Annotated in this window: 20 protein-coding genes; 4 read left to right on the top strand and 16 right to left on the bottom strand. The window is 73.0% G+C overall.

All coding sequences use genetic code 11. From position 1 onward, the window contains the following. Positions 1-15 precede the first annotated feature (15 nt). The 4 genes from QRN89_RS28525 to ggt all read right to left on the bottom strand — a co-directional run bounded on the left by QRN89_RS28525 (position 16) and on the right by ggt (position 4,471). On the bottom strand, positions 16-1,410 hold the full coding sequence (locus QRN89_RS28525; RefSeq protein WP_290352280.1) for an NAD(P)/FAD-dependent oxidoreductase: 1,395 nt from the start codon (positions 1,408-1,410) through the stop codon (positions 16-18). Beyond that, a complete protein-coding gene (locus QRN89_RS28520) occupies positions 1,400-1,630 on the bottom strand; it encodes a ferredoxin (protein ID WP_290352279.1) in 231 nt (76 codons plus the stop codon). Before QRN89_RS28520 ends, QRN89_RS28525 begins: the two co-directional genes overlap by 11 nt. Before the next feature lie 225 nt (positions 1,631-1,855). After that, a complete protein-coding gene (locus tag QRN89_RS28515; RefSeq protein WP_290352278.1) occupies positions 1,856-2,494 on the bottom strand; it encodes a hypothetical protein in 639 nt (212 codons plus the stop codon). Between the two features lie 156 nt (positions 2,495-2,650). Continuing rightward, complete coding sequence (gene ggt / locus QRN89_RS28510) at positions 2,651-4,471, bottom strand: gamma-glutamyltransferase (RefSeq protein WP_290352277.1); 1,821 nt, start codon at positions 4,469-4,471, stop codon at positions 2,651-2,653. Positions 4,472-4,587: 116 nt separating this feature from the next. On the opposite strand from ggt, the gene QRN89_RS28505 reads away from it, so the two are divergent. Continuing rightward, a complete protein-coding gene (locus QRN89_RS28505) occupies positions 4,588-5,364 on the top strand; it encodes a hypothetical protein (RefSeq protein WP_290352276.1) in 777 nt (258 codons plus the stop codon). A gap of 425 nt (positions 5,365-5,789) precedes the next feature. On the opposite strand, the gene QRN89_RS28500 is transcribed toward QRN89_RS28505, so the two are convergent. Together QRN89_RS28500 and QRN89_RS28495 are read right to left on the bottom strand one after the other, a co-directional pair. Beyond that, positions 5,790-7,091, bottom strand: coding sequence for a cytochrome P450 (locus tag QRN89_RS28500; protein WP_290352275.1), 1,302 nt, complete (start codon positions 7,089-7,091; stop codon positions 5,790-5,792). Next, positions 7,088-7,858, bottom strand: a complete 771-nt coding sequence (locus QRN89_RS28495; protein WP_290352274.1) for an alpha/beta fold hydrolase — start codon at positions 7,856-7,858, stop codon at positions 7,088-7,090. The genes QRN89_RS28500 and QRN89_RS28495 overlap by 4 nt, the downstream gene beginning before the upstream one ends. Positions 7,859-8,079: 221 nt before the next feature. On the opposite strand from QRN89_RS28495, the gene QRN89_RS28490 reads away from it, so the two are divergent. Together QRN89_RS28490 and QRN89_RS28485 are read left to right on the top strand one after the other, a co-directional pair. Further along, positions 8,080-9,300, top strand: a complete 1,221-nt coding sequence (locus QRN89_RS28490; RefSeq protein WP_390701058.1) for a L,D-transpeptidase — start codon at positions 8,080-8,082, stop codon at positions 9,298-9,300. 167 nt (positions 9,301-9,467) lie between these two features. Then, positions 9,468-11,054 carry a CocE/NonD family hydrolase gene (locus QRN89_RS28485; protein WP_290352273.1) on the top strand — a complete coding sequence of 529 codons (1,587 nt, stop codon included), beginning with the start codon at positions 9,468-9,470 and terminating at the stop codon, positions 11,052-11,054. 252 nt (positions 11,055-11,306) lie between these two features. On the opposite strand, the gene QRN89_RS28480 is transcribed toward QRN89_RS28485, so the two are convergent. From QRN89_RS28480 to QRN89_RS28450, 7 genes are all read right to left on the bottom strand, one after another. Continuing rightward, positions 11,307-11,747, bottom strand: coding sequence for a DUF6278 family protein (locus tag QRN89_RS28480; RefSeq protein ID WP_290352272.1), 441 nt, complete (start codon positions 11,745-11,747; stop codon positions 11,307-11,309). An 80-nt stretch (positions 11,748-11,827) separates the two neighbouring features. Further along, positions 11,828-12,607 (bottom strand): exodeoxyribonuclease III, encoded by a 780-nt coding sequence (locus QRN89_RS28475; protein WP_290352271.1) that lies wholly within the window; start codon positions 12,605-12,607, stop codon positions 11,828-11,830. Between the two features lie 156 nt (positions 12,608-12,763). Then, positions 12,764-13,396 carry an MBL fold metallo-hydrolase gene (locus QRN89_RS28470; RefSeq protein WP_290352270.1) on the bottom strand — a complete coding sequence of 211 codons (633 nt, stop codon included), beginning with the start codon at positions 13,394-13,396 and terminating at the stop codon, positions 12,764-12,766. 166 nt (positions 13,397-13,562) lie between these two features. Then, the gene (gene pcaDC, locus QRN89_RS28465) at positions 13,563-14,858 is read right to left on the bottom strand and encodes a bifunctional 3-oxoadipate enol-lactonase/4-carboxymuconolactone decarboxylase PcaDC (RefSeq protein WP_290352269.1); all 1,296 of its coding nucleotides are present in this window, start codon (positions 14,856-14,858) and stop codon (positions 13,563-13,565) included. A gap of 28 nt (positions 14,859-14,886) precedes the next feature. Continuing rightward, positions 14,887-15,396 carry a hypothetical protein gene (locus QRN89_RS28460; protein WP_290352268.1) on the bottom strand — a complete coding sequence of 170 codons (510 nt, stop codon included), beginning with the start codon at positions 15,394-15,396 and terminating at the stop codon, positions 14,887-14,889. 65 nt (positions 15,397-15,461) lie between these two features. After that, positions 15,462-16,649 (bottom strand): ROK family glucokinase, encoded by a 1,188-nt coding sequence (locus QRN89_RS28455; protein WP_290352267.1) that lies wholly within the window; start codon positions 16,647-16,649, stop codon positions 15,462-15,464. A gap of 595 nt (positions 16,650-17,244) precedes the next feature. Then, complete coding sequence (locus QRN89_RS28450; RefSeq protein ID WP_290352266.1) at positions 17,245-18,600, bottom strand: DUF2254 domain-containing protein; 1,356 nt, start codon at positions 18,598-18,600, stop codon at positions 17,245-17,247. 91 nt (positions 18,601-18,691) lie between these two features. On the opposite strand from QRN89_RS28450, the gene QRN89_RS28445 reads away from it, so the two are divergent. Next, on the top strand, positions 18,692-20,569 hold the full coding sequence (locus QRN89_RS28445; protein ID WP_290352265.1) for a glycoside hydrolase family 15 protein: 1,878 nt from the start codon (positions 18,692-18,694) through the stop codon (positions 20,567-20,569). 53 nt (positions 20,570-20,622) lie between these two features. Here the strand turns inward: QRN89_RS28445 and QRN89_RS28440 are convergent, their stop codons facing one another. Genes QRN89_RS28440 through QRN89_RS28430 form a run of 3 tightly spaced genes read right to left on the bottom strand, consistent with a single transcriptional unit; the run spans position 20,623 to position 24,979 of the window. Further along, a complete protein-coding gene (locus tag QRN89_RS28440; RefSeq protein ID WP_290352264.1) occupies positions 20,623-22,422 on the bottom strand; it encodes a cation:proton antiporter in 1,800 nt (599 codons plus the stop codon). A 5-nt stretch (positions 22,423-22,427) separates the two neighbouring features. Beyond that, complete coding sequence (locus tag QRN89_RS28435) at positions 22,428-23,477, bottom strand: cytochrome d ubiquinol oxidase subunit II (RefSeq protein ID WP_290352263.1); 1,050 nt, start codon at positions 23,475-23,477, stop codon at positions 22,428-22,430. Continuing rightward, a complete protein-coding gene (locus QRN89_RS28430) occupies positions 23,474-24,979 on the bottom strand; it encodes a cytochrome ubiquinol oxidase subunit I (protein WP_290352262.1) in 1,506 nt (501 codons plus the stop codon). Before QRN89_RS28430 ends, QRN89_RS28435 begins: the two co-directional genes overlap by 4 nt. Between the last annotated feature and the right edge of the window lie 44 nt (positions 24,980-25,023).

Raw genomic sequence — 25,023 nt, 5'->3', positions numbered from 1 at the left:
TGCTCGCTCGCGGCGTCAGTGCCGGCCGGGGGTGAAGGTCATGCGCCGGTCGGCCGGCGAATAGCCGCTGAGGGTGACGGTGGGGCCGTGGGTGGGGACCGACGGGTCGGGGAATTCGGCCGGCACCGGCCGCGCTCCCTCCGGGCGGCGGTCCACCGTGGGGAACGGCGGCGGGAACGGCGCCGTCGTCTCGATCAGGTGCTCGTAGAACGGCAGCCAGCGCGCCTGGTCGAACGTGACGGCACCGATGACGCGGCCCTGGTAGCCGTACACCCCGACGAACCTGCGTTCGGCCAGCGATCCCTGGGAGATCAGGATCTCCGTGCCCATGGACGGCACGCCCACCGACTTGATGTTCACGCCGAACTGGGAGGACCAGAAGGCCGGGACCCACATGTGGGGGCGGCGGTCGACGCTCTCGCAGAGCATGTTGTGCGCCGCGGTCTCGGCCTGGCTGACGGCGTTGCCCCAGTGCTCCAGCGACAGGAACTGGTACCCGAACAGCGGGTGCGGCGACCGCGCCACGTCGCCGGCGACGAAGATGTCGTCGGTGACGATGCCCCGGATGTCGAACGCCCGGCAGCCGGCGTCGCAGGCGATGCCCCGGGGGCCCGCTCCGAGCCCCGAACCGGCGAGCCACTCGGTGTTGCGGGTCGCGCCGAGCGAGACGACCACGACGTCCGTCTCCACCGAGGAGCCGTCGGAGAGGTGCGCGGCGCGCACCCGCCCCGCCGAGTCGCCCTCCAGCCCGGTCACCATGACGCCCGTCCGGAGATCCACCCCGTTCTCGCGCTGGAGTTGGGCGGCCACCTCCCCCACGACACCGCCGAGCGCGCCCACGAGGGGCGCGGCTCCGCGTTCGGCGACGGTCACCGAGATCTCCCGCTCGCGGCAGGCGGAGGCGATCTCCGAGCCGGTGAAGCCCGCGCCGATGACGAACACCCGGCGCGGTCCGTCCGCCAGCCGCTTCTGCAGCGCGGTCGCGTCGTCACGGGTCCGCAGCACGAAGACCCCGTCGAGCTCTGCCTCGCGTTCGTGCGGCCACGGCCGCGCGCGGACCCCGGTGGCGATCAGCAGCCGGTCGTACTCGATCTCCTCGCCGTCGGCCAGGCGGACGCGCTTGGCGGCCATGTCGAGCCCGGTGGCGGCGATTCCGAGCCGCCAGTCGGCGTCCAGGGCGCGTCGCCGGGGCAGCGCGGTGCGGTCCGCCGTGGTCCTGCTGAGCAGGACCCCCTTGGACAGCGGAGGGCGGTCGTACGGCTCGTAGGGCTCGTCTCCGACCATCGTGAGCGTGCCGGCGAAGCCCTCGTCCCGCAGGGTCTCGGCGGCCCTGAGGCCGGCCAGCGACGCGCCCACGACGACGACGCGCCCCTCGCGCTTGAACCGTTCGAGGTATCCGTCAGCGGGCATCGGACGCCTCCCCGGCGGTCACGGTCTCGTCGGACCGGTCCAGGAGAATCGCCTGGACGGGACAGGCGGCGACGGCCCGGACCACGTCGTCCCGATGTGCCTCGTCCGGCCGTGGCTTGTACAGCAGTGCTTCCTCGCCGTGCATTTCGAAGACGTCCGGAGCGAGGAAGGCGCACTGCGCGTACCCCTGGCACCGGTTGAGATCGACGACAACTCTCACGACGGATCAGCCCTTCCCGTGCCTGGTCACTCCCCCGGAACCAGCATGGGAGCAGCGGGGCGGTCCCGCTCGCCGTGGCGGCCGAAGGGGTGAGCGGAAAGGCGTGGGCCGGGTCCGGCGGGCGGACGGGGCGGGCGGACGGGGCGCGGTGGCCCGGCTCCGGCCGGCGGGTGCATCCGGACCACGAACGGCCGCCGCGGCCGGTGACCGTGCGGCGGCGGGAGTTCAGACCACGTCCGCCGGCTCCGGCCGGGCTCTCATCCGGACCCGCAGCAGATGGACGCTGATGAGCGCGGACCAGGCCGGGAAGACCAGTTCCGACCACGGGAAGGCCGGCCCCGCGAACAGCAGCACCAGGCCGGCCACGTAGCCGATCACGGCCAGCGGACGCGGGATCACTCCGAGCCGGTGGCCGATGGTCGAGGTCGCGAGGACGAAGACGGCGGCCATCCGCATCGAGTACGTCGTCAGCAGCGTGTACGCGAAGTTGCGTCCGAACTCCGAGGGCTGCTGGTCGTCGAGGATGCTGCCCGCCGCCGATGCGGCTCCGAACATGGTCGCCACGAACACCAGTCCGCTACCCAGGAAGACCGTCGCGACGAACTTGTCCTCCCGCTCCCCCACCTGGGCCCGCAGCGCGCCCATGAACCACAGGAAGAAGATCCCGGCGAACGGGACGAGTTCCAGGGCCGCGCGCACGGCCCGCCGGCGGCCGGGGCTGAGCGCGTCGTCACCCGCCTCGGCGGCGCCCTCGGGGATCGCCAGCCTCATCAGCACGATCGCGGCGGCCAGCAGCACCGCGAACACGATGCCGGCAAGCCCCGCGGCGCGGGGGGTGCGAAGTCGCTCCCGGTTCGGCTCCATGGGCTGCTCGCTTTCTGTCCCTACCAGCAAGCAGCGGGAAGGCCGCGGTGCGCCACCGGGGCCGCCCGTGAGGGTGACCCGGTGCCGCACCGCGGCCGCGCGGTGGCCGGACACGGCGGGGCCGGCCGGAGCCGGTCCGGATGCCCGAGGGGCGGCCTACGGGGTGCCCGAGGGGCGCACCACCATCGCCGAGCCGCCGCCGCGGCGGACCTTCTCCGCCGCCGCCAGCCAGCGGCCGTCCGGCAGACGGTGCACCCCGGTCGCGGCGCCGATCTCCGGATTCAGTCGGAAGGCGTGGCCCAGCGCCTCGAGCTCCGCCCGGAGCGGGCTGTTCCAGAGGGCCGGTTCGAGTTCGGTGGTGGGCTGGTTGCGCTGGCTGGCGCGCGGGGCGGCGATCGCGTCGACCAGGGGCAGACCCCGGTCGACGACGCCGGTGAGCGTCTGCAGTGCGGTGGTGATGATCGTGGCACCGCCCGGGGAGCCCAGGGCCAGCACGGGCCGGGCGCGGTCGTCCAGGACGATCGTCGGGGACATCGACGAGCGCGGCCGCTTGCCGGGGCCGGGGAGGTTCGGGTCGTGGACGGCCGGATCGGCCGGGGCGAAGGAGAAGTCCGTCAGCTCGTTGTTCAGGAGGAACCCCCGGCCGGGCACGGTGATGCCGCTGCCGCCGGTCGACTCGATCGTCAGCGTGTAGGCGACGACGTTGCCCCACTTGTCGGCCACGGTGAGATGGGTGGTGTTCTCGCCCTCGTACGTCGTCGGCGCGGCCCTGCCCGCCGACGCGCACGGCCGCGGATCACGCGGGTCCCCGGGCGCGAGCGGGCTGGTGAGGACGGCGTCGTCGCGGATGAGGCAGGCCCGGGTGTCCGCGTACCGCTGGGAGAGCAGTCCCCGCACCGGCACGTCCTCGAAGGCCGGGTCGCCGACCCAGCGCCCCCGGTCCGCGAAGGCGATCCGGCTCGCCTCGATGAAGCGGTGCAGGTACTTCGACTCGGACAGGCCCGACAGGTCGGTGCTCTCCAGGATGTTCAGCGCCTCGCCGACGCTGGTGCCGCCGGACGACGACGGGGCCATGCCGTAGACGTCGAGCCCCCGGTAGGACACCCTCGTCGGGTACCGGCGCACCGTCTCGTACGAGGCGAGGTCGCGCAGCGTGAGGTCGCCGGGCCGTACGACGCGGGTGGCGCCCTCGCGCACCTGCGGGGCGCGCACGGTACGGACGATGTCGCGGGCGACGTCGCCCCGGTAGAGCACTTCGGTGCCCTCGCGGCCGATGTCCGCATAAGTACGGGCGAGATCGGGGTTCTTGAAGACGGAGCCGGGCTCCGGCAGACGGCCGCCGGGCAGGAACAGCTCGGCGCTGGCCGGGAAGTCCCGGAACCGGGCCTCGTTCGCCCGGGTCTGGCTGCGGAAGGTCTCGTCGACGGTGAAGCCGTTCCTCGCCAGTCGCTCCGCCGGCTTCAGCAGGTCCGCGAGCGGGCGGCTGCCCCAGGCGGCGAGCGCCGTGTCCCAGGTCGCGGGGGTACCGGGGGTGCCGACGCCCAGGCCGCTGGTGACGCCCTCCTCGAACGGGATGGGCTTGCCGTTCTCCTGGAACAGCGCGGCGTCGGCCGAGCGGGGTGCGGTCTCGCGCCCGTCGACGGTGTGGACCCTGCGCTGTCTCGCGTCGTAGTACACGAAGTAGCCGCCGCCGCCGATACCGGCCGAGTACGGCTCGGTGACCCCGAGCGCGGCGGCCGTGGCGACGGCCGCGTCCACGGCGTTCCCGCCGCGCCGCAGCACCTCGATGCCCACCGCCGAGGCGTCGGCGTCGACGCTCGCGACCGCTCCCCCGTACCCGGCGGCCACGGGCTCCTTCACGGGCGTCGGCGTCCGGTCCGGTGGTTGCTGCGTCGGCGGCGCGGCCGCACCGGCCGTGAGCACGGCCAGGACGACGGCGACGGTGACCGGAGCGTGACGGACGACTCTGCGACGCATGCGTACCTCCATCCGGCGGACGTCCGCGCAGCGTAACGTCACCGCGCGTTCGCCGTCAGGAACACATCTGGACCACATCGAACATTGTTCCGCCCGTGGCGCTAGCATGCGCGCCCATGAACGAAGACCTGCGCAACATCGTGCTCGGTGTCGTGGCCGCCGGTGTCAGCGCCTTCCTCGGCTGGACGGTCCGGACCTACCTGTGGCGCCGGAAGCTGCGCCGCAAGCAGGCCTTCTTCGGTCTACCCGGCAACTCCGAGTGCCTGCTCGTCGTCAACCGCGACGCCGGCGCCGACGGCGCCGTGCACCGCTTCGACGTGTTCGCGCTGCTGGAGCTCTCCGCGCTCATCAAGGACTGCGGGGCGAACGCCCGGATACTCCAGCACGACGTCGCCCAGCAGGGCTTCGGCGAGCGCACCGAGTTCTGCGTCGGCGGGCCTTACTCCAATCGGCGGATGGCGGCCCATCTGAGCAGTCTGCTGCCCGGTGTGCAGGTGAACACGGACGTGGAGGCGGGCCCGGACCGCGGTGCCTTCCGGATCGGTTCCGAGCGCTACCGGCTGGAGGCGGGCACCACGGAGTACGTGCTCCTCGCCCGGCTGACCGCCGGTGAGGGCGGCCGGCCCGTGTTCCTCTTCTGCGGCCAGCGCGCCATCACGAACCAGGCGGCGACCCGCTATCTGGCCCGCCACCACGAGAAGCTCGCCCGCAAGCACGGCTCGAACTCCTTCGTCCTGCTGCTCAAGGTGGTCAACACCCAGGCGTACGGCCCCGATGTCGTCGAACTCGTCGCCGACGTGACCCGCGCCGCCCAGTCCCCGGCCCCGGCGGCAGCGCCCGACCCCGCTCCGGCTACGGCTCCGTCGCGCAAGTCCCACCGGGCGAAGGGCTAGCCACGGCGCCAGGTCGCCGGGGAGCGCGGAAGAACGCGGTGCGCCGCGGCTGCGGCACCCTCCCGCGAGGGGATCACCCCGACGGCCACAGCGGCGGGTCCGCGTGCCGGACCCGGTATCCGCCCCCGGTGACGGGGGCGGAGGGCGCGGGAGCCGTGCACGGGCCCACGGCGCCGTCCGCCGCCCCGCACCGTGGTGCCCGGTGCCGTCGCGTCACCCACCGCGCGCCGTCCACGGTGTTCACCGGGCGTGCCGCCGCCCGCCGTCGTCCGCACCGGTTCGGGGCGGGCCGGGCCCGGCCCGGCCCGGCAGCGGTTCCGACGAGAACGGCCGCGTCCGGGCGCACACCGCGGCGGTCGTGGGCGGCCCCTTCGTCGTCCGTGGCGACGAGGGCCGGGAGCACCGCGCCCCGCCGCGGCGCCGCGTCATCCGTCCGTACCCGCCAGGGCCAGCGGCAGCGACTTCAGCCCGTTGATGAAGTTGGACACCAGCCTCCGGGGCTCCCCGCCCAGGGTGCAGGGCGGCAGCAGGGCCCTCGCCTCCTCGTGCAGCACGCGGAGCTGGAGGCGCGCGAAGTGGGCGCCGAGGCACACGTGCGGTCCGTCACCGAAGGAGACATGGGGGTTGGGGGTGCGGGTCAGGTCCAGGCGGTGGGGTTCGCGGAAGGCGCGGTCGTCGTAGTTGGCCGAGGCGTGGAAGACGACGACCTTGTCGCCGGCGCGGATGTCCCGGCCGGCGAGCGTCGTGTCGTGGGTCGCCGTGCGGCGGAACGAGAGCACGGGCGGGTGCCAGCGCAGCAGTTCCTCGACCGCGGTGTCCGGCGCCGCCTCGCCGGAGCGGAGGCGCCGCTGCTGGTCCGGGTGTTCGGCGAGGGCGAGGAAGCCGCCGGGCGCGGCGCTGCGGACGGTGTCGTTCCCGGCGACGGTGAGGAGAAAGAAGAACATCTCGAGCTCGCCGTCGCGGAGTCCGCTGCCGGCGAGTGCGGTCATGACGTCGTCGCCGGGCCGGCGGCGCTTGTACGCCGCCAGTTCGCGGGCGTAGTCGAACATCTCCTTGAGCATCGCGGGCGAGCGGGGGTTGACGGGTCTGCCGTCCGCGTCGAGCACGGGTGGTTCGTCGGGGTCCTGGTAGCCGATGACGCGCTCCGTCCACGACAGCAGCAGCCCCCGGTCGCTCTCCGGGACACCCAGCAGATCGGCGAGGTTGAGGAGGGCGTAGTCGTCGGTGACGGCGGTGACGAGGTCGACGACGGGGCCGGCCCCGCGGGCGGCGCCGAGCAGTTCCCGGGCCCGGGTGCGGGCGGCGGAGGTGAAGCGGTCGACGCGGCCGGGGGTGAAGGCCCGGCTGACGAGCCGCCGCAGCCGGCCGTGGTCGGGGCCGCCCTCCTCCGCGCCGCCCGCGGCCGGCGGCGCCACGGCCGGGCGGCGGGGGCACGGGTCCTGGTTGAGCATCATGCGGCGGATGAAGGGCAGATCGGCGGGGTCGGGGTCGCGGATCTGGGTCGCGCCGGTCCGGGACGAGTAGGTGCGGGGCTCCTTGAGGACGCGCACGACGTCGGCGTGCCGGACGACCGCCCAGAAGCCGGGGCCCGACGGCCAGCCCAGCACCTCGTACTCGTCCTGCCAGGAGACGGGGTGACGGTCGCGCAGCTCGCGGAAGGCGGCGTGCGGCAGCCCGGCCGCGTACAGCCGCGGGTCGAAGACGTCCGGGGCGGGCACCGTGCTCATCCGTCGGCCCGGAGGAAGTCCTCGACGATGCGGATCAGTTGCAGCGGCGTCTCGTCCATGGCGTAGTGCCCGGCGTGGGCCAGTTCGGCGAGCTCGCCGTGCGGGAACGAGCGCATCCAGGTGTCCCGCATCAGCCCGGCGTTGACGGCCGGGTCGAGCGCGCCGGTGACGGCGAGCGCGGGGACGGCCGACCCGTCCACATCGGTGTGGAAGTCCTCGACGGCCCAGGAGTCCAGCCAGGCGCGGAACGCCTTGGGGTCGCTGCGCTCCACCGACCTGCGGACCATGCGGTCCAGCCAGGCGGCCGGCCGCACCGAGCCGGTGGTGAGGTCGATGATGACGCGGCGGTTCTCCGGGCGTTCGGCGGCGTCGGCGAAGAGCCCCCACTGCTCGGGCGGCATCGGCAGCCCGTTGGCCGGGACCGGGGAGATGCCGACGATCCGCCGCACCCGGTCCGGTACGAGCGCGGCGACGCGCTGGGCCACCGCTCCGCCCATGGAGTGGCCGACGACCGAGAAGCGGTCCCAGCCGAGGTGCCCGGCGAGGGCGAGGACGTCGGCGGCGCCCTCGCCCGTGGTGTGCCCGCCCGGTGTGCCCATGGCCTCGCCGTAGCCGCGCAGATCGACGAACGCGTAGGTGAACGACTCCAGGTCGAGGTCGGGGCGCACGGGGGCGAAGGCGTCGCGGTCCGCGAGCCAGCCGTGGACGGCGACGACCCGGTGCGGGCCGTCGCCGAGGAGCGTGTGCGGGAGCACGAAGGGTGTCAACGTCTTCTCCGTTCGCGGGGCAGCGGAGTGCGGGCCGCGGGTGAGCGCGGGCCGTACGCCACCACGGTGTACCGGTGTGTGCGGAACCGCCAGGGTGCAGAACCGGCGCACTGTCGGACATGTCACACCCAGGGGGGACGGAAATTCCCGGTATGTACGCAACCGGTCCAACCGCTCGTTGCTCTCTACCGGGGAGAGAGATCGTCACGGAGGTTTTTGAGTTGAGCCGCAGCCGCGTCCACACGCACCCGAGCGCCCCGCTCGCCCATCGGCGTCAGCGCCGGGGCCGGAGCGCCGCCGCGACCGCCGGCGCGGTGGCCCTGGCGGTGGGGCTCGCGGGGTGTTCCGGCTCCGCCCCGGAGGACCCGGGAGCGGACGGCAAGGGTCAGTCGCGGACGAGCATCACGGTGAATCTGCGGGGCAAGCAGGCCCGGGCCGGTGAACCCGTGCGGGTGACGCTGGAGTCGGGGCGGCTGCGCCAGGTGACGGTCACCGGCTCCCGCGGCGAGAGGCTCGACGGAAAGGTCTCGGGCGACGGCCGGAGCTGGGCCTCGTCCCGGGTCGCCGCACCGGGCACGGCGTACGCGGTCGAGGCGCGGGACGACCAAGGCGGCACGGCCCGGGCCGAGTTCGCCACGGCCGCGGCGGAGAAGGTCAACAAACTGGCGCTGGTGCCGGGCAGGGACTCCACCGTGGGCGTCGCCCAGCCGCTGTCGATCGTCTTCGACCACCCGGTGAAGAACAAGGCCGCCGTGGAACGGCAGCTCAGGGTCACCACGTCCGACGACACCCAGGGCTCGTGGGGCTGGATGCAGGACTGGTCGGGCAAGGACCGGGTCGACTGGCGACCGAAGGAGTACTGGAAGCCGGGGACGAAGGTGACGCTCGACGCGCGGCTGAACGGCGTCGACTCGGGCGCGGACGGCGGCTGGTTCGTCCGGGACTACACGACCGGGTTCACCGTGGGCAGGCAGCAGGTGGTGAAGGTCGACCTCGACAGCCACCGGCTGCGGCTCTACCGCGACGGAGTCCAGGTCAAGGACGTACCCATGTCCGCGGGCACGCCCGGCGGCGAGAAGGCCTCGTGGCGCGGCACGGCGGTGCTGATGGCCAAGGAGGGCACGATCAACATGCGTTCGGAGACGGTCGGCCTGGGCGACGCCTACGACAAGATGGTCGACTACTCGATGCGGCTGACCTGGTCCGGGATGTACGCGCACGCCGCCCCCTGGAACGCCGCCTACTTCGGCAGCGCCAACCGGAGTTCGGGCTGTGTCGGCATGAGCGACGCGGACGCCGCCTCGGTCTACGCGGAGGTCCGGGTCGGCGACCCGTTCGAGATCACCGGCGGCGACGCCAAGGGCACCGTCGCGGTCAACAACGGTTACGGCGCGTGGAACCTCGGCTGGACGGAGTGGCAGGCGAAGAGCGCCCTGCGCTGACGCCTCGTCAGCGAATGTCAACGGCCGCGCACGCTCGCTGACGTCAGGTACAACAATCGTTACGCGCGCGTAACTTACCGACCGGTTACCAAAGGTAAAGGCGGGAGGTTACCTTCGGGTCACTTTCGGACCGGCACGGGTCGGCCGGCACGAGTCAGGAGTGAGCGATGGGACACCCCCACAAAGCCCTGCGCACCTCGACGACCGGCGCCGTCTCCGCGGCGCTGCTGGCCGGGGCGGCCTTCGGGCTCGCCCCGGCCACCCCCGCGGCGGCCACCGAGGCGTCGTCGGCACCGGGCATCCGGTTCGTCGACATCCGCGGTGACGGCGGCACCGTCCTCAAGGCCAACGTCGTCACCCCGGCCGGCGCCGGCGGCTCGCGCACGTACCCGGTGGTCGTACTCCCCACCAGCTGGGCCACACCCCAGGTCGAGTACCTCGCGCAGGCCGCGAAGCTCGCCGACTCCGGCTACGTGGTGGTCACCTACAACGTCCGCGGCTTCTGGCAGTCCGGCGGGAACATCGAGGTCGCGGGGCCGCCCGACATCGCCGACGCGCGCAAGGTCATCGACTGGGCGCTCGCCAACACCCCGGCCGACCCGTCCAGGGTGGGCATGGCAGGGATGTCGTACGCGGCCGGCATCACCCTTCTCGCCGCGGCGCACGACGACCGGATCAAGGCCGTGGCGGCGCTCAGCGGCTGGGCCGACCTCACCGACTCCATCTACAGCGGCCGCACCCAGCACCTCCAGGCCGCCGGCCTGCTGGTCGGCGCCGGCTATCTCACGGGCCGCCCCAGCCCCGAGTTCCAGCAGTTCACCAAGGACTTCCTCGGATCGAACCTGGAGAAGGAGGACGAGATGATCGCCTGGGGGGAGAAGCGCTCCCCCTCGGCCTACGTCGACCGGATCAACCGGAACGGCGCGGCGGTGATGCTGGGCAACGCCTGGGGCGACACCGTCTTCCCGCCCAACCAGTACGCCGAGTTCTACGAGCGGCTCACCGTGCCCAAGCGGCTGGAGTTCCGTCCGGGCGACCATGCGACCGCCGAGGCGACGGGCCTGCTCGGCCTGCCCAACGACACCTGGACGAGCACCCGCCGCTGGCTCGACCACCACCTCAGGGGCACGGACAACGGAGTGGACCGCGAGGCGCCCGTGCGCATCAAGTCGCGCTCCGGCGGCCCCTACGAGACCTACCCGGACTGGAAGTCGGTGGGCGCCGACGCCCGCAAGGTCACCCTGGGCGGCACGAAGAGGATCCACGCGAACATCGACTCGGGGGCGAACGGGGGCATCGTGATGCTCTCCAACGTCCTGGACCAGTTCGTGAAACTGCCCCCGGTCGCCTCGATCCCGCTGCTCCCCCGGCGCTACGCCGCGGTCTGGCAGTCCGAGCGCCACGGCTCCCCCCAGCGGATCAGGGGGACGGCGAGGCTCCACACCACGGTCACCAGCACCAAGGAGAGCGGCACCCTCGTCGCGTACCTCTACGACGTGGGGCCGCTCGGCCTCGGCAAGCTGGTCAGCAGTGCGCCGTACACGTTCCACGGCCGGACCCCGGGCGAGCCGTTCCCCGTAGACCTGGAGTTGTTCTCCACCGCCTACGACGTCCCGGCAGGCCACCGTCTGGCCCTGGTCGTCGACACGGTCGACCCGCTCTACATCGAGCACAACCCGTCCGGCGCGCAGCTGACCTTCTCCTCGCCCGCGACCGACCCCTCGTACGTGTCGGTCCCGTTGCGCGAGCAGTGATCTCCGGCCGACGCCGAGCCGGGCACGGGCTCTACGAGCTACTGCCCGGCTCTGGGGAACGCGCCTCGCACACGCGGTCCTTGTCGACGTCACTCAACTCGATCAGCAGATCGACGGCCATACGCTGCTCTGCCCCAATCTCGGCGGTGTCGAGGTCAGCGCAAACTATCCAGCCAGGCAAGGCACTTCACGTCCCGACACGCACCGAATAGGACATAAGCGGTAATAGCCATCTAAAGGGACGGGGGCCGGTCAGGCCTCGGCCGCCTCCGCGTACACCTGGGACAGCTCGGGCGATCCGTGCACCGCCCAGTCGAGCCCCGCCTCCACCACATTGACCTCACGCCCGGAGGCGAGCCGCACCACGGGGTGGCCGCCCGGCCAGACGTGCCAGGCGGCACCCCGCACGGTGCGGACGATCACGGTGCCCAGATAGAGGCCCGCGTCGTTCCCCAGCCAGGGCAGTTCCTCCGGGTCGTCCCGCCAGCGCGGGGGCAGCTGGTCGAGCGCCTCCAACGAGGCCGGGGTGTCATCCAGTTCGAGCCCCTGCTGACCCACCCGCGCCCGCAGCAGCTCGCACTCGGACAGCAGCTCCGCCACACCCTCCGGGTCGCCCCCGACGGTGGACGCCGGCGACTGGCTCCGTGCGCTGCCGTGCCGTTTTCGCCAGTTGTCCAAGAAAGGGATGTTCATACGGATCAGCCTCGCATTCCCGTGGACGGGCGCACCACTGGGCGCGCGGGCGCCGGCCGGAGTGCGCGGCCCCGGACCGGTCAGAGGTCGAGATCGACCACGACGGGGGCATGGTCCGAGGCGCCCTTGCCCTTGCGCTCCTCGCGGTCGACGTAGCTGTCCTTGACGGCCTCGGCGAACGGCTCGTTGCCGTACACCAGGTCGATGCGCATGCCCCGGTTCTTGGGGAAGCACAGCTGGCGGTAGTCCCAGTACGTGAACGGGTGGTCGTACTTCAGCGGGCGCGGCACCACGTCGGCGAGGCCCGCCTCGCGCAGCCCGGCCAGGGCGGCACGCTCCGGCTCGGTCACATGGGTCATACCCTCGAAGAAGGCCGGATCCCACACGTCGTCGTCGGTCGGCGCGATGTTGTAGTCGCCGAGCACCGCGAACGGGCGGTCCCCCGCCGCGTCCTCCGCGACCGCGGCCCTCAGCGCCTCCAGCCAGGCCAGCTTGTACGCGTAGTGCTCATGGGCGACCTCGCGGCCGTTCGGCACGTACACCGACCAGACGCGGACCGGGCCGCAGGTGGCGCTGAGCGCCCGCGGCTCCTGCACGCCGCCGTACTCCGGGCCGCCGGGCAGGCCCTGCGCGACGTCGTCGAGGCCCACGCGGGAGACCACCGCCACGCCGTTCCACCTGCCGTCGGCGTTGACCGCGGACTCGTAGCCGAGCTCCTTCAGGGCGTCCGCGGGGAACTGCTCGGCGGTGCACTTGGTCTCCTGGATGCACAGCACGTCCGTGCCGCTGCTCTCCAGCCAGGCGAGCAGCCGCGGGAGCCGGGCGGTGATCGAATTGACGTTGAAGGTGGCGATGCGCATGCCGCCAAGCGTAACCGCGGGGTCGGACAGTCACGGGCGGACGGGAGTTCCCGGACCGGCCGGTGTCCCGCCGTGACCGGGCCGGGGCCGGGCCGGGGCCGGGCCGGGGCCGGCGGGAGACGGGCGCCGTCGCCCGTCCGCCGGAGGGCGCCGTTCTCAGAGCTCGGTGGACTCCCCGGCGGCGAGCCGACGGTGCTCGGCGCCGCCCAGGTTCCCGATGTGGGTGTCGTAGATCGGGCGGGCGAGGTCGGTGAGCAGGGCGTCGTGGATGTCGACGGCCAGGCGCGGCTTGACCTCGCGGACGTACTCGATGACCTCGGCGACCTTGTTCCACGGGGCCATCACCGGGATCATCAGCGTCTCCACCTGTTCGCCGGGGACGGTGAGGGCGTCGCCGGGGTGGAAGACCGAACCGTCCACGAGGAAGCCGACGTTGGTGATCCTCGGCAGGTCGGGGTGGATGACGGCGTGCAGTTCGCCGTGCACCTGCACGTCGAAGCCGGCGGCGGTGAAGGTGTCGCCGTCACCGACGGTGTGCACCCGGCCGGGGAAGGCGGCCGAGAGCTGCTCGGCGACGCTGCGGAGGGTCCAGACCTCGACGGCGGGATCGGCGTCGAGCGCGACACGGAGCCGTTCCTCGCTGAAGTGGTCCGGGTGCTCGTGCGTGACGAGCAGCGCGTCGGCCCCGGCGGCGGCGTCGGCCTCGCTGAAGACCCCGGGATCGACGACGAGGGTCCGGCCGGCCTTCTCGAGGCGGATGCAGGCGTGCGACTTCTTGGTGAGCTTCACGGGGACGACCATCCTCTCCGTCCGGGCCCCGCCCGACGCGGCGCGCCTCGTTCCCCGAACGGATCTTTCCCCGCCCGGCGCCTTCCCGAACGGCGGACGGCGCACCCCCGGGCGCCTCCCGGCCCACGCCCGGACCGGGAGGGGGCACGGCCGGCGGGCCCGGCGCTCAGTCGCGCGGGGTCGTCTCCTCGCGGATCACCGACTGGGCGACCCGGAACGCGGCGTTCGCCGCCGGAACGCCGCAGTAGACGCCCGCGTGGATGAGGATCTCGCGGATCTCCGTGGGGGTGAGGCCGTTGCGGAGCGCGGCACGCGTGTGGAAGACCAGTTCGTCCAGGTGACCGCCCGCGACCAGGGCCGTGAGGGTGACCGCGCTGCGGGTCCTTCGGTCCAGGCCCTCGCGCGTCCAGACCTCGCCCCAGGCGTAGCGCGTGATCAGCTCCTGGAAGTCCGCGGTGAACTCGTCCGCCGTCTCCGTCGCCCGGTCGACGTGCGCGTCGCCCAGAACCGCGCGCCGGACCTTCATCCCCGCCTCGTACGGGTCGGGCCGTACCGCGCCGGCGGGGTGCGGCTGCTCGGCGGCCGGGGCGATCTCGGCGACGGGGGCCACGGGCGCGGAGACGGACGGGACCGACGACGGCACGGGGATCGCGTGGAGGGTGTCCTGCCAGGCCAGGGAGAAGTGCCGTACGAGCAGGTCGGTCACCGCGGCCGGCTGCTCCACGGGCGCGAGGTGCGAGGCGCCCGGGACGAGGGCGAGCCGGGCGTCCGGTATCCCGGCGACCAGGGTGCGTGCCTCGGCGGGCCCCGTCAGGTGGTCCTCGGAGCCCACCAGGACCAGCGTCGGCACGCCGACCCGCCCCAGCTCGGCCCGTACGTCGAAGGCGGCCAGTGCCTCGCAGGCGGCGATGTAGCAGCCGGGGTCGGTGGTGCGCACCATCTGCACGGCCCACTCGACGATCGCCGGCTGCGTGGCCGCGAAACCCGGGGTGAACCACTGGTCGGGAGCCGTGCGGGCCATCGGGTCGAGGCCGTTGGTACGGACGATCACCCCGCGCCGGCGGAACTCGTCGGCGGTGCCGAACCTCGGCGAGGCGGCGACCAGGGCGAGCGAGGCGACGCGGTGCGGGAGCCGCAGCGCCAGGTCGATGCCGACCGCGCCGCCGACGGAGCAGCCCGCGTAGCCGAAGCGCTGGACGCCGAGCTCGTCGAGGGTGGCGACGAGGCGGTCGGCGAGTTCGGTCACCGACCCGGCCGGGTGGGCGGGCGCGCCGCCGTGGCCCGGCAGGTCGAAGCGCAGCACCCGCCACTGCCGCGACAGCTCCGGCACCTGCCGGTCCCACATGTGCCAGGTCGTGCCGAGCGACGGCCCGAGGATGAGGACGGGCGCGTCGTCGGGGCCGTCGATCCGGTACTGCAGGGTCTTCGGGGGCGTCTGCGTCTGCTCACTCACCCGCTCCACAGTAGTGAGCGGACGGAGTGGTTCCGGCTCAGGGGGTCGCGGTCGAGACCACAAACACCATGGGTGCGGACGGATCGGTCAGATCCACGGCGATGTCCTGGCTGGGACGGGGATCGCGCTGCTTGTGCGACGTTCCGGCCCATGCGGCCTCGGGCCGGAAGACCCAGCCGACGGTTGCCGCGTCGCGCTCGTGGATGGTGACCTGGCCGGTCTTCAGCCGCGCACGACTGGTACCGACGTCGTTGAGGAACGCGTCGAGCCCGCCGGCGGTCGTACGGAACTTGACGTACAGCCGGCTCGACTTCCAGTTGCTGGTCTCGTAGTAGGCGACCTCGGTGGAGCGGGCCGGGATCGGCACCTCGAAGACCCGGCGCTTCATCTTGGACGGCCAGTTCTCGCGCAGCCCGGTCGCCGACGACTCGGCCTCCTTGTCCCGGCCGCTGTCCCTGCTCTGCTCCGCGGAGATCACCAGGTACCCGGCGGGGATGCCGATGAGCAGCACGATGACGATCGCGGTCAGCACACGGCGCCAGATCATGTGGCGCCGGTCCTCGGGGGGACGCACGTTCTCTTCCACGGGTGGGGTCTGTCGGGGCAGGGTCTTCACTCGGGGTCCTGGGGGGTGGGGCGGGCACTGTCGCCGGTGTCGCCGATTCCTCCGGCGCCGCGGAGGACCTGGGCGTAGCGCTCGTATCTCTCGTACCGCTCGACGCGGCGCCGCTTGGCGCGGCGGAACCGGCGGGCGACGAGCCGCGCGAGGTCGGCCGCGCCGACCATACCCGCCTCGGGTCCGAGCTGGGCCTTGGCGATACGGGCCTCGGGCCGGTAGCCGCGGCCGGTGAGATGACGCCGGAACGCGTCCCGTGCGGGCCCGATGAGCAGGTCGTCCGCGGCGCTGACGCCACCGCCGATGACGAAGCACGAAGGGTCGAGGGCGGCGGCCAGGTTGGCGATGCCGACGCCGAGCCACTGGCCGATGTCCTGGAGGAGCTCGACGCACATGGCGTCGCCCTCCCGGGCCAGCTCGGTGATCAGCGGGCCGGTGATGTCGGGGACGTTGCCCTTGACCCGCTCGATGATGTTGTACGCGACCGGTGAGTCCGCGGCTGCCAGCTCGCGCGCCTCGCGGACCAGGGCGTTGCCGGAGCTGTACTGCTCCCAGCAGCCGCGGTTGCCGCACGCGCAGCGGTGTCCGCCGGGGACGACCTGCATGTGGCCGAACTCGCCGGCGACGCCGAACTTGCCGCGCTTGACCCGGCCGTCCTCCAGGATCGCGCCGCCGATGCCGGTGCCGAGCGTGATCATGACGAGATGGTCCTCGCCGCGGCCGGCACCGAAGCGCCACTCGGCCCAGGCGGCGGTGTTGGCGTCGTTGTCGACCATCACCGGGACGGCGAGACGGTTCTGCAGCGAGTCCCGCAGCGGCTCGTTGCGCCAGGCCAGGTGCGGGGCGAACAGCACCTTGGAGCGGTCGGCGTCCACCCATCCGGCGGCACCGATGCCGACGGCGTGCACGTCGTGCCGGTCGGAGAGGTCGAGGACCAGCTCCACGATGGTGTCCTCGACGACCTTGGGGCTCTTGGACTTGTCCGGGGTCTCCGTGCGGATCTTCTCCAGGATGACCCCGTCGGCGTCCACGACACCGGCCATCACCTTGGTGCCGCCGATGTCGATGCCCACGGTGGGGACGCGGGGCGCGGTGAGGTGCGAGCGCCGCTCCCGGGTGCCGACGGTCCGCAGGACGGTGGCGCGGGCGGAGCCACGGTGGGCGAAGTCGCGGTACGTGCTCAAGGCGTCCCTGCGGATCGTGGGGGCGGGTCCGGATCACCGGAGGCGGGCGGCGTCCGCCGTGCCCGATTGTGCCATCCGGGGACGGCCCCGGCCCTGAGCGCTCGCGGCGCGGCCCGCCCCTCCCGCCGCCCGGCACGGGGGCTGCGGGCGCGTCGGCCGGGACGGTCCGCGTGCGTGATGTCACATTCCGGGCACCGGACGTGATCGAGCCGGCGCGGGGGCACCGGGGTCCGGCACGGGCCCGGCGGTTCCGTCTCAGCCGCAGCCGGGCCGCGTCCTACGCAGGCACGGGGTTCCGCGCGGGACCCCGCGCGGCCGGTTCCCGGCTCAGGTCCGGCGGGTTCCGGCACGGGCCCGGAGCCGACTCCGGTCGCAACCGGCGCGGGACGACCCGGACGGGATCCCGCACGGGGCCCCGGAGATCCGGCCGGGCCCCGCGGGTTCCGTCGCAACCGACTCCGGACGCAGTCCGCCCCCGCGCGGCCGCACGCCCGGCGGGTTCCGGCCCGGCCCCGACCCCGGCCCGGTCCTGCCGCGGCCCCTTCCCACGCCGGCACGGGGTTCCGCGCGGGACCGCGTGCGGCCGGTTCCCGGCTCAGGTCCGGCGACCCGCGCCTCCCCCGATGCCCTGGCGGTCGGGGGTCAGCGCGGCGGTCCGGCGGACCGGGTCGGCGTACTGGCGCTCCACCGCCTCGCCGAGGAGGCGCAGCTCCGTCCGTACCGCCTCCCGGTGAGGTTCGGGCAGGCCGGCGTCCAGGAGTCCGTCGAACAGCGCCCGCAGGCGCCGGCAGATCTGCAGGGAGCCGGTGCCGTACTCGCGGATCTCGGTGACGGCGAGCTGGAGGAAGTCCTGCCAGGAACGGCCGGGGACCTCGAGCCGGGGCACACCGCGGGCGTCGTGGAGGGTGTAGCGCCCGCTCAGCCGCAGTCGGCCGACGGTGTGCAGGAACGCCTCGATGTGGTTCAGGACCTGCACCGCCGTCGTGGGGTCGTTCACCGCCGGGGAGAGCGCCCGGATGGCGATGTCCACGAGGATGCGCAGTCCGAAGGCGGGATCCTGCTCGATGGTCCGTTCGACGCCGAGCGCGACCAGCCCGGTCAGTTCCCTGGGCGGGGGCGGCGTGGAGCCGTGCACCTCGAACAGCGTCACCCCGGGCGGCACGAAGTCGCCGACGGGGTGGGTGAGCACCACGAAGCAGTCGTGCCGTTCGGCGAGCGCCGCGAGCCGCTCCGGCTGGAACCCCTGGAGCGCCCCGCCCGCCGCGGAGGGCACCGGCGTCACCGGGCCGCCCGGCGGGGCCCGCGTCCCGTCCGCGCCGCGGAGCGCCCCGCTCTCCGCCAGCAGCACCCCCTGGCGGAGCACCCGCCGTCCCGCCCGGGAGACCAGGGCCGCGATGGCGACGGGCCGCAGGTTGTGGATGAAGCGGTTGAGGTACATCAGCAGCAGCACCAGGCTCACCGCGACCGCCGCTCCCGCGAGCGTGACGCCGACGTCGGGCACGAAGTCCGTCTCGATGCTGCGCAGCAGCGAGAAGGCGAAGGCGAAGGTCCCGGTGAAGGTGGCGAGCACGGCCTTCTGGAGCCGGTCGCGGTACCAGAGCCGCATGTAGCGCGGCGACAGCGTCCCGGTGGCCTGCTGGACGACCAGGATCCCGATGGTCACGACGAAACCGAGCAGGGCGACCATCGCGCCGACGATGGAGCTGAGGACGCTGCTCGCGGTGGACGGGGAGTACCGCCACTCCTCCGGCACCCGGACGACGCCGTCGAGCGCCACCGCGGCCTCCGCGAGGAGCGAGCCGAGGACGATCCCCACCAGTGGGGCGATCCAGAGGCACGCCACGACGTACTGGCGCAGCGCGAAGGCCGCCGCCCAGGACAGGGGCGCGCGGGCCCGGCGCGTCTTCCGTCGTGCGGTTCTCGCCTCCACGGTGGAGCCCTTCCCCGCCACGGGAAAATCGTCCCGAAAAGCCCGGAATGCATGCATTACCTAAGCTGATGGGGCGGCATCCGCTCGCGACCCAGGGCGAAAGGGGCTCGGGATGGGCGACTACCCCCTCATCGAGGACCACGGGCTGATCGGTGACCTGCAGACCGCGGCACTGGTCAGCACGCAAGGGACGATCGACTGGTACTGCACCCCGCGGTTCGACTCGCCGAGCGTCTTCGGCTCACTGCTCGACAGTGAGAAGGGCGGGTACTTCAAGGTCACCCCGGTGGACCGGACGTACGCCACCAAACAGCTGTACCTTCCCGACACCGCGGTCCTGGTCACCCGTTTCATGACCGAGGCGGGCGCGGGCGAGGTCGTCGACTTCATGCCGGTCACCGGCTCCACGGCCACCGAGCGGCACCGGCTGGTGCGCCTGCTGCGCTGCGTCCGCGGCAGCCTCACCTTCAAGGTCGACATCGTTCCGCGCTTCAACTACGGCCGTTCCCCGCACAAACTGCACTACACCGAGCGCGGTGCGGTGTTCGCCGCGGACGGCCTGGAGCTGACCGTCCACGCGGTCCGGGAGCCCGAGGACGTCCGGCTGGTCCCCCTGGACCTGGGCGACCACGACATGCACTTCAGCCTCACCCTGGAGGCCGGCCAGGAGCGCGGGGTGGTGCTGGAGACCTTCGCCGACGGTCCGCCGCGGCACATCCACCACGCCGAGTTCATGCAGCTCTTCGACGACACCGTCCAGTTCTGGCGCGACTGGCTGAGCCAGTCCCGCTACTCGGGCCGCTGGCGGGAGGCGGTCGAGCGGTCGGCGATCACGCTGAAACTGATGACGTACGCGCCGAGCGGCGCGATCGTGGCGGCCCCGACGGCCGGGCTGCCCGAGCAGCTGGGCGGCGAGCGGAACTGGGACTACCGGTTCACCTGGATCCGCGACGCGTCCTTCTCCGTGTACGCGCTGCTGGGCCTCGGCTTCACCGGCGAGGCCCAGGCGTTCATCGGCTGGCTGCGCGACCGCGTCCACGAGACGGCCGGCCGCGACGGCGAATCGGGACCGCTCAACATCATGTACCGGGTCGACGGCTCCTCCGACCTCGAGGAGGACATCCTCGACAACTGGGCGGGCTACGAGGGCTCCAGCCCGGTCCGGATCGGGAACGGGGCTGCCTCCCAGCTCCAGCTCGACATCTACGGCGAGGCGCTGGACAGCATCTTCTTCGCGCACGAGCGGGGCATCCAGCTCGACCACCGCGGCTGGACCTCGCTGCGCACGCTCCTCGACTGGCTCACCGACCACTGGGACCAGCCCGACGAGGGGCTCTGGGAGACCCGGGGCGGGCGCAAGAACTTCACCTACGGACGGGTGATGTCCTGGGTCGCCTTCGACCGGGCGCTGCGGCTCGCGGCCGCGAGCGGCCGGCCGGCCTCGCTCGCCCGCTGGGCCCACGCGCGGGACAGGCTGTACCACCAGGTCCTCACCCGCGGCTGGAACGAGGAGCGCCAGGCGTTCGTCCAGCACTACGACACCGATGTGCTCGACTCGTCGCTCGTCCGGATGTCCACGGTGGGGTTCATCACCCCCGACGACCCGATGTGGACCGCCACGCTCGACGCGATGGACCGCGAACTGGTGAACGACAGCCTGGTCTACCGGTACAACCCCGAGGTCACGCCCGACGGCCTGGCCGGCTCCGAGGGCACGTTCTCCCTGTGCACGTTCATGTACGTCGACGCGCTGGCGCGGGCCGGCCGGCTGAACCAGTCGAGGCTCGTGCTGGAGAAGATGCTCACGTACGCCAACCACCTCGGCCTGTACTCCGAGGAGATCGACCTGACGGGGCGTCAACTGGGCAACTTCCCGCAGGCGTTCACCCATCTGGCGTTCATCGACACGGCGCTCACGCTGGACGCGGAGCTCAACCGCGCGCAGGGGGAGAGCCGTCCGCGGAAGGCTCCGGCGGAGTCCAACCTCTGAGCGGCGCCCGTCCGTTCACCGGCCGAGGTCGACGGCTCCTCCCGCCCGTCCGTTCACCGGCCGGCGCCGGGAGGCTCCTCCGCGGGCCGCCCGTCCGGGGCAGGGCCCAGCAGGACGATCCGGTCCCCCGGCCCCGGCCGCGCCGGCCGCTCCTCGGTGACCGGCTCCAGACGGCCGTCGGCGCGCAGGACGAACAGGGCGTCGTGACCGGGCGGCGGGGACTCGCCCGGAGCGCCCACGGTGAAGCGCGCCCCCCGCTCGTGGCGTGCCGCCAGCACGTCCCGCCCCAGGCCCGGCCCGAAGAGCACGTCCGGGCCGGTGCGGGTGGCGACCGCGCCGGGGCCGTCCGGCGGCGGGCCGACGCGGTGGACCGGTCCGTCCACGCTGTCCTGTGCGACGACGCAGACCAGCGCGTTGAAGTCGTCGTCGTCGGTGAGGAGGAGGACGGAGGTGACACCCTCGAGCCGCCCGGAGGCGTCGGTGGCCGTGGCGAGGAGATCCCCCGGGGCCGGCTCGATCCCGGCCCGGCGGACGCGCTGCCGCTGTTCGTCCGTCGCGGTCCACATCGTCACGTCGAGCCCGGCGGACTTGAGGCACCGGCCCAGGTCGACCGACCAGGGCCGCCCGCCCACGAGCAGCGGCCGGGCACGGGCCGGCCGGTTGATGCCCAGCGCGGCGGCGACCGGTGCCGCGGTCAGCCCGTAGACGAGTACCGTCCCCACGATCACCAGGAACGTCACCGGGAGGATCTTGTCCGCGCCGGACAGTCCCGAGCCGGACAGGGTGGCGGCGAAGGCGGAGGCGGTGGACGCGGCGACGATGCCGCGCGGCGCCATCCACGCGATGAACGCGCGCTCCCCGCGCGCCAGTCCGCGCCCACGGGTGGAGATCCAGGCGACCAGCGGCCGGACCACCAGGACGAGCGCGCCGATCAGGGCGAGCGTGGGCAGCAGCACGGGACGGACGGACGACGGGGCGACCCCGGCCGAGATGGTCACGAACAGCAGCCCGATGATGAGCTGGACCAGCGTCTCGAAGAAGGGGCGCCTGGCCGTCATGCCCAGACCGGGGAGGTTGGCGACGGCGAGTCCGGCGACGACCGCGGCGATCAGCCCCGTGTCGTCGCGCACGATGTCGCAGCCCGCCGACACCGCGACCACCGTGGCGAGTTGGGCGAGGGTCCCCAGCGTCTCGCCGAGCCGGAGCCTGCGGAGGCAGTACCACAGCAGCGCCGCGCCCACCGCGCCGCCGGCCAGCCCGACCAGCCAGCTGAGCAGGAACTCGCCCGGGTGGAAGCCCCGGGCGACCCGGAAGTCGCCGGCGAGCAGGGAGTGCAGGACGAGTGTGCCCAGGATCGCCCCGACCGGGTCGACGAGCGTGCCTTCCCAGATCAGGACGCGCCGCAGCCGGTCCGGCGGACGTACGTGGTCGAGCAGCGGCCCCACCACCGTCGGCCCGGAGACGACGAGGACGGCACCCAGCAGCACGGCCACGGGGAGGGGGACGCCGAACAGCGCGGGGGCGAGCCCGATGACCGCAGCCCAGGTGACCAGCACGCCGAGGACGAGGAGCCGGAGGACCACCGAGCGGGTGGCGCCCCGCAGATGGCGCATCTCCAGTCCGAGCCCGGCGTCGTAGAGGATCACGGCGACGGACAGGGACACGATGGACGAGAAGTTGCCGGGCGCCAGCTCGTCCGGGTGGACGACGTCGGTGAGGGCGCCTGCCGTGAAGCCGGCGGGCAGCAGCAGGATCAGCGCCGGGATGCGCAGCCTGCTCGCCGCGATCTGGGAGCCGACGGCGAGCAGCACGGTCAGGGCGATGCCCAGGAGGAACTGGTCGGGGGGAAGCACGCGTGTCACTCGCTCCCGGGGCCGCCGCCCCCGCCCTGCCGCAGATCGGACTCGGAGAGGGACTCCAGCTCCCCGTGGGTGTCGAGCCAGTAGAGCAGGACGAGCGCGGGACCGACGAGGATCACCGCGACGAGGGTGACGAACAGCAGCCACACCAGCGTCGAGGGGGAACCCGCCGCCTCCTCGACGGTCAGGGAGGTCGGGATGAGGTACGGGCGCTGGGCGACGCCCCAGGCGACGACGACGGCGGCGACCATGCCCGTCGCGGTGAACCGGGACCAGCGGGCCTGTCCGCGCAGCAGCATCAGCGCCGTCGCCACCGTGCAGACCACGGCCACGAGCAGGAGCACCAGTCCGGCACCGTGGGTGAGTCCGTGCCAGAGGTGGGGGGCGTCACCGCGGACGACGACGAAGGCAGCCGCGCCGAGGAGGACGACGACGGCCAGCGAGGCCAGGGCCCGGCGCCGGAAGTAGCCGACGAGATCGGGGGCCTCCCAGCGCTCGGCGTCGCAGGACAGGAACACGGCGCCGAGGAAGGCGGTCGCCGTCACCGTCAGCAGACCGAAGAAGGAGGACGTCGGATTGGCCCAGGCGTGCGCCGACGCGACGGTGCCGGGCGCGGCCCGGCCGGAGGCGACGCCGCCGACGGCGGCACCGAGGAAGTACGGTGTGAGCAGTGAGGAGACGGCGAACAGCGCACCGTACAGCCGCCGTCCCGCCACCCGTGTGATCGGCTTGCGCAGGGCGAATCCGGCGCCGCGCAGGACCATGCCGACGGCGGCGAGGGCGAGCGGCAGCCACATCGCCGAGAACACCGTCTGGAACAGCACCGGGAACCCGGTCCACATGATGACGAAAACGAAGATCAGCCAGACGTTGTTGACCTCCCACACGGGAGCCATGGCGTGGTCGATCAGCCAGCGGGGCCGTTTGCCGCGCTCGGCGCCGCCCGCGGTGAGGTCCCAGAAGCCGGCGCCGTAGTCGGTGCCGCCCGCGCAGGCGTAGGCGGCGACGGCGAGGAGCAGCACGAGGGCCACGATGCCTGCGGTCGTCATGGCGTTCCGTCCTCGCCCGCCCGGGCGCCGGCGGCCGCCTCCGGCACGGCGGCGCGCGGTCCGTAGGGCGTCTCGGTCTCCGGGCCCTCGGCCGGGGCGCCCGTCGCCGCCGCCGCGTCCGCGAGCCGCCAGCGGGTCCGCAGCTTCAGCAGCACCGCGAGGAAGGAGCCGAAGATGAAGACGTACACGATGATCACGACACCGAACATGATCCAGAGGGTGGAGGACCGGGTCGCCGTGACCGCCTCGGCGACGCGCATGTTCTGGTACACGATCCAGGGCTGCCGCGCCACCTCGGTGGTGATCCAGCCGCACTCGACGGCGATGACGGAGGCGACCCCGGCGCAGGCCGCGCTGCGGTAGAACCACCGGGACTGCGGCAGGCGCTCGGCCGCGGGACGCTTCCGCCTGCGCCATACGACCCACGCGTACCAGAGCACGAGGAGCACCAGCAGCGAGCCGATGACCACCATGATGTCGAAGGCCCAGTGGGCGATCGTGGCCTGTGTGGGGTTGGGCCGGTCGGAAGCGGGCACGGAGGTGAGGCCGGTCACCTCGGTGTCGGGCCGGAACCCGGCCAGGACGGAGTCGAGTTGGGGGATCTTGATGCCCCCGGTGACGGTCCCGTCCGGGTGCAGACGGCCGAAGATGTACTCCGGCACATGGGTGTCGGTCTCCCACACCAGTTCCATGGCGGCGAACTTCACCGGCTGCTTGTGGAACACGGAGCGGGCGATGGAGTCGCCGAGCACGAACTGGACGGGGGTGAAGACGGCGGCGACGGTGAACGGGACCGCGAAGCCGAGCCGGTGGTAGCGGTCCCTGCGGCCCTTCAGGATCCCGACGGCGTAGACACCGGCGACGACGTACCCGGCCGTCACGAACATCGCCACGACGAAGTGCCAGTACTGCGGCCCGAACATCGGGGTGAAGATCGCCTTCCAGACGTCGACGTCCACGGGGTTGCCCGCGGGGTCGAGCCGGAAGCCCCGGGGGGTGTTCATCCAGGAGTTGGCCGCCAGGATGCCGAAGGCCCCGAGGAGCGCGGTGGCCGGGAGGGGCACCCCGAGGAGGAAGTGCGTCCGCGCCGGCAGCCGCCGCCAGCCGTAGAGATAGATGGCGATGAGGACGGCCTCCAGGAAGAACGCCCATGCCTCGACGCCGAACCCGATGCCGAAGACATCGCCCCAGCGGCCCATGAGACCCGGCCAGAGCAGCCCGAACTCGAAGGACAGGACGGTCCCGGTGACGACGCCCACGGCGAACTGGATCGCCATCACGGCCGACCAGCGCCGGGCGAGCAGCAGGGCGGTGGGGTCGTTCCGGCGCAGCCCGCGGTAGTGCATGATCAGCGTGATCAGCGGCAGCGCCACCCCCATCGGCACGAGGATGATGTGGGAGGCGAGCGTGAACGCCATCAGCTCCCGGGCCGGGAGCAGCTGGGCGGGTGCCTCCGCGAGCAGCAGGTGCGCCCCGGCCGGCAGGGGTACCGGATTGTGCATGTGTGCCTTCGGTCGTCGGAGCCCTTCGGATCGGCCGCGCGGCG

Origin of the sequence: Streptomyces sp. HUAS CB01 (genome assembly GCF_030406905.1) — a bacterium.
Taxonomy (GTDB): domain Bacteria; phylum Actinomycetota; class Actinomycetes; order Streptomycetales; family Streptomycetaceae; genus Streptomyces; species Streptomyces chengbuensis.
The sequence above is the reverse complement of the archived record's forward strand: the minus strand, read 5'-3'. Positions and strand labels throughout refer to the sequence as shown.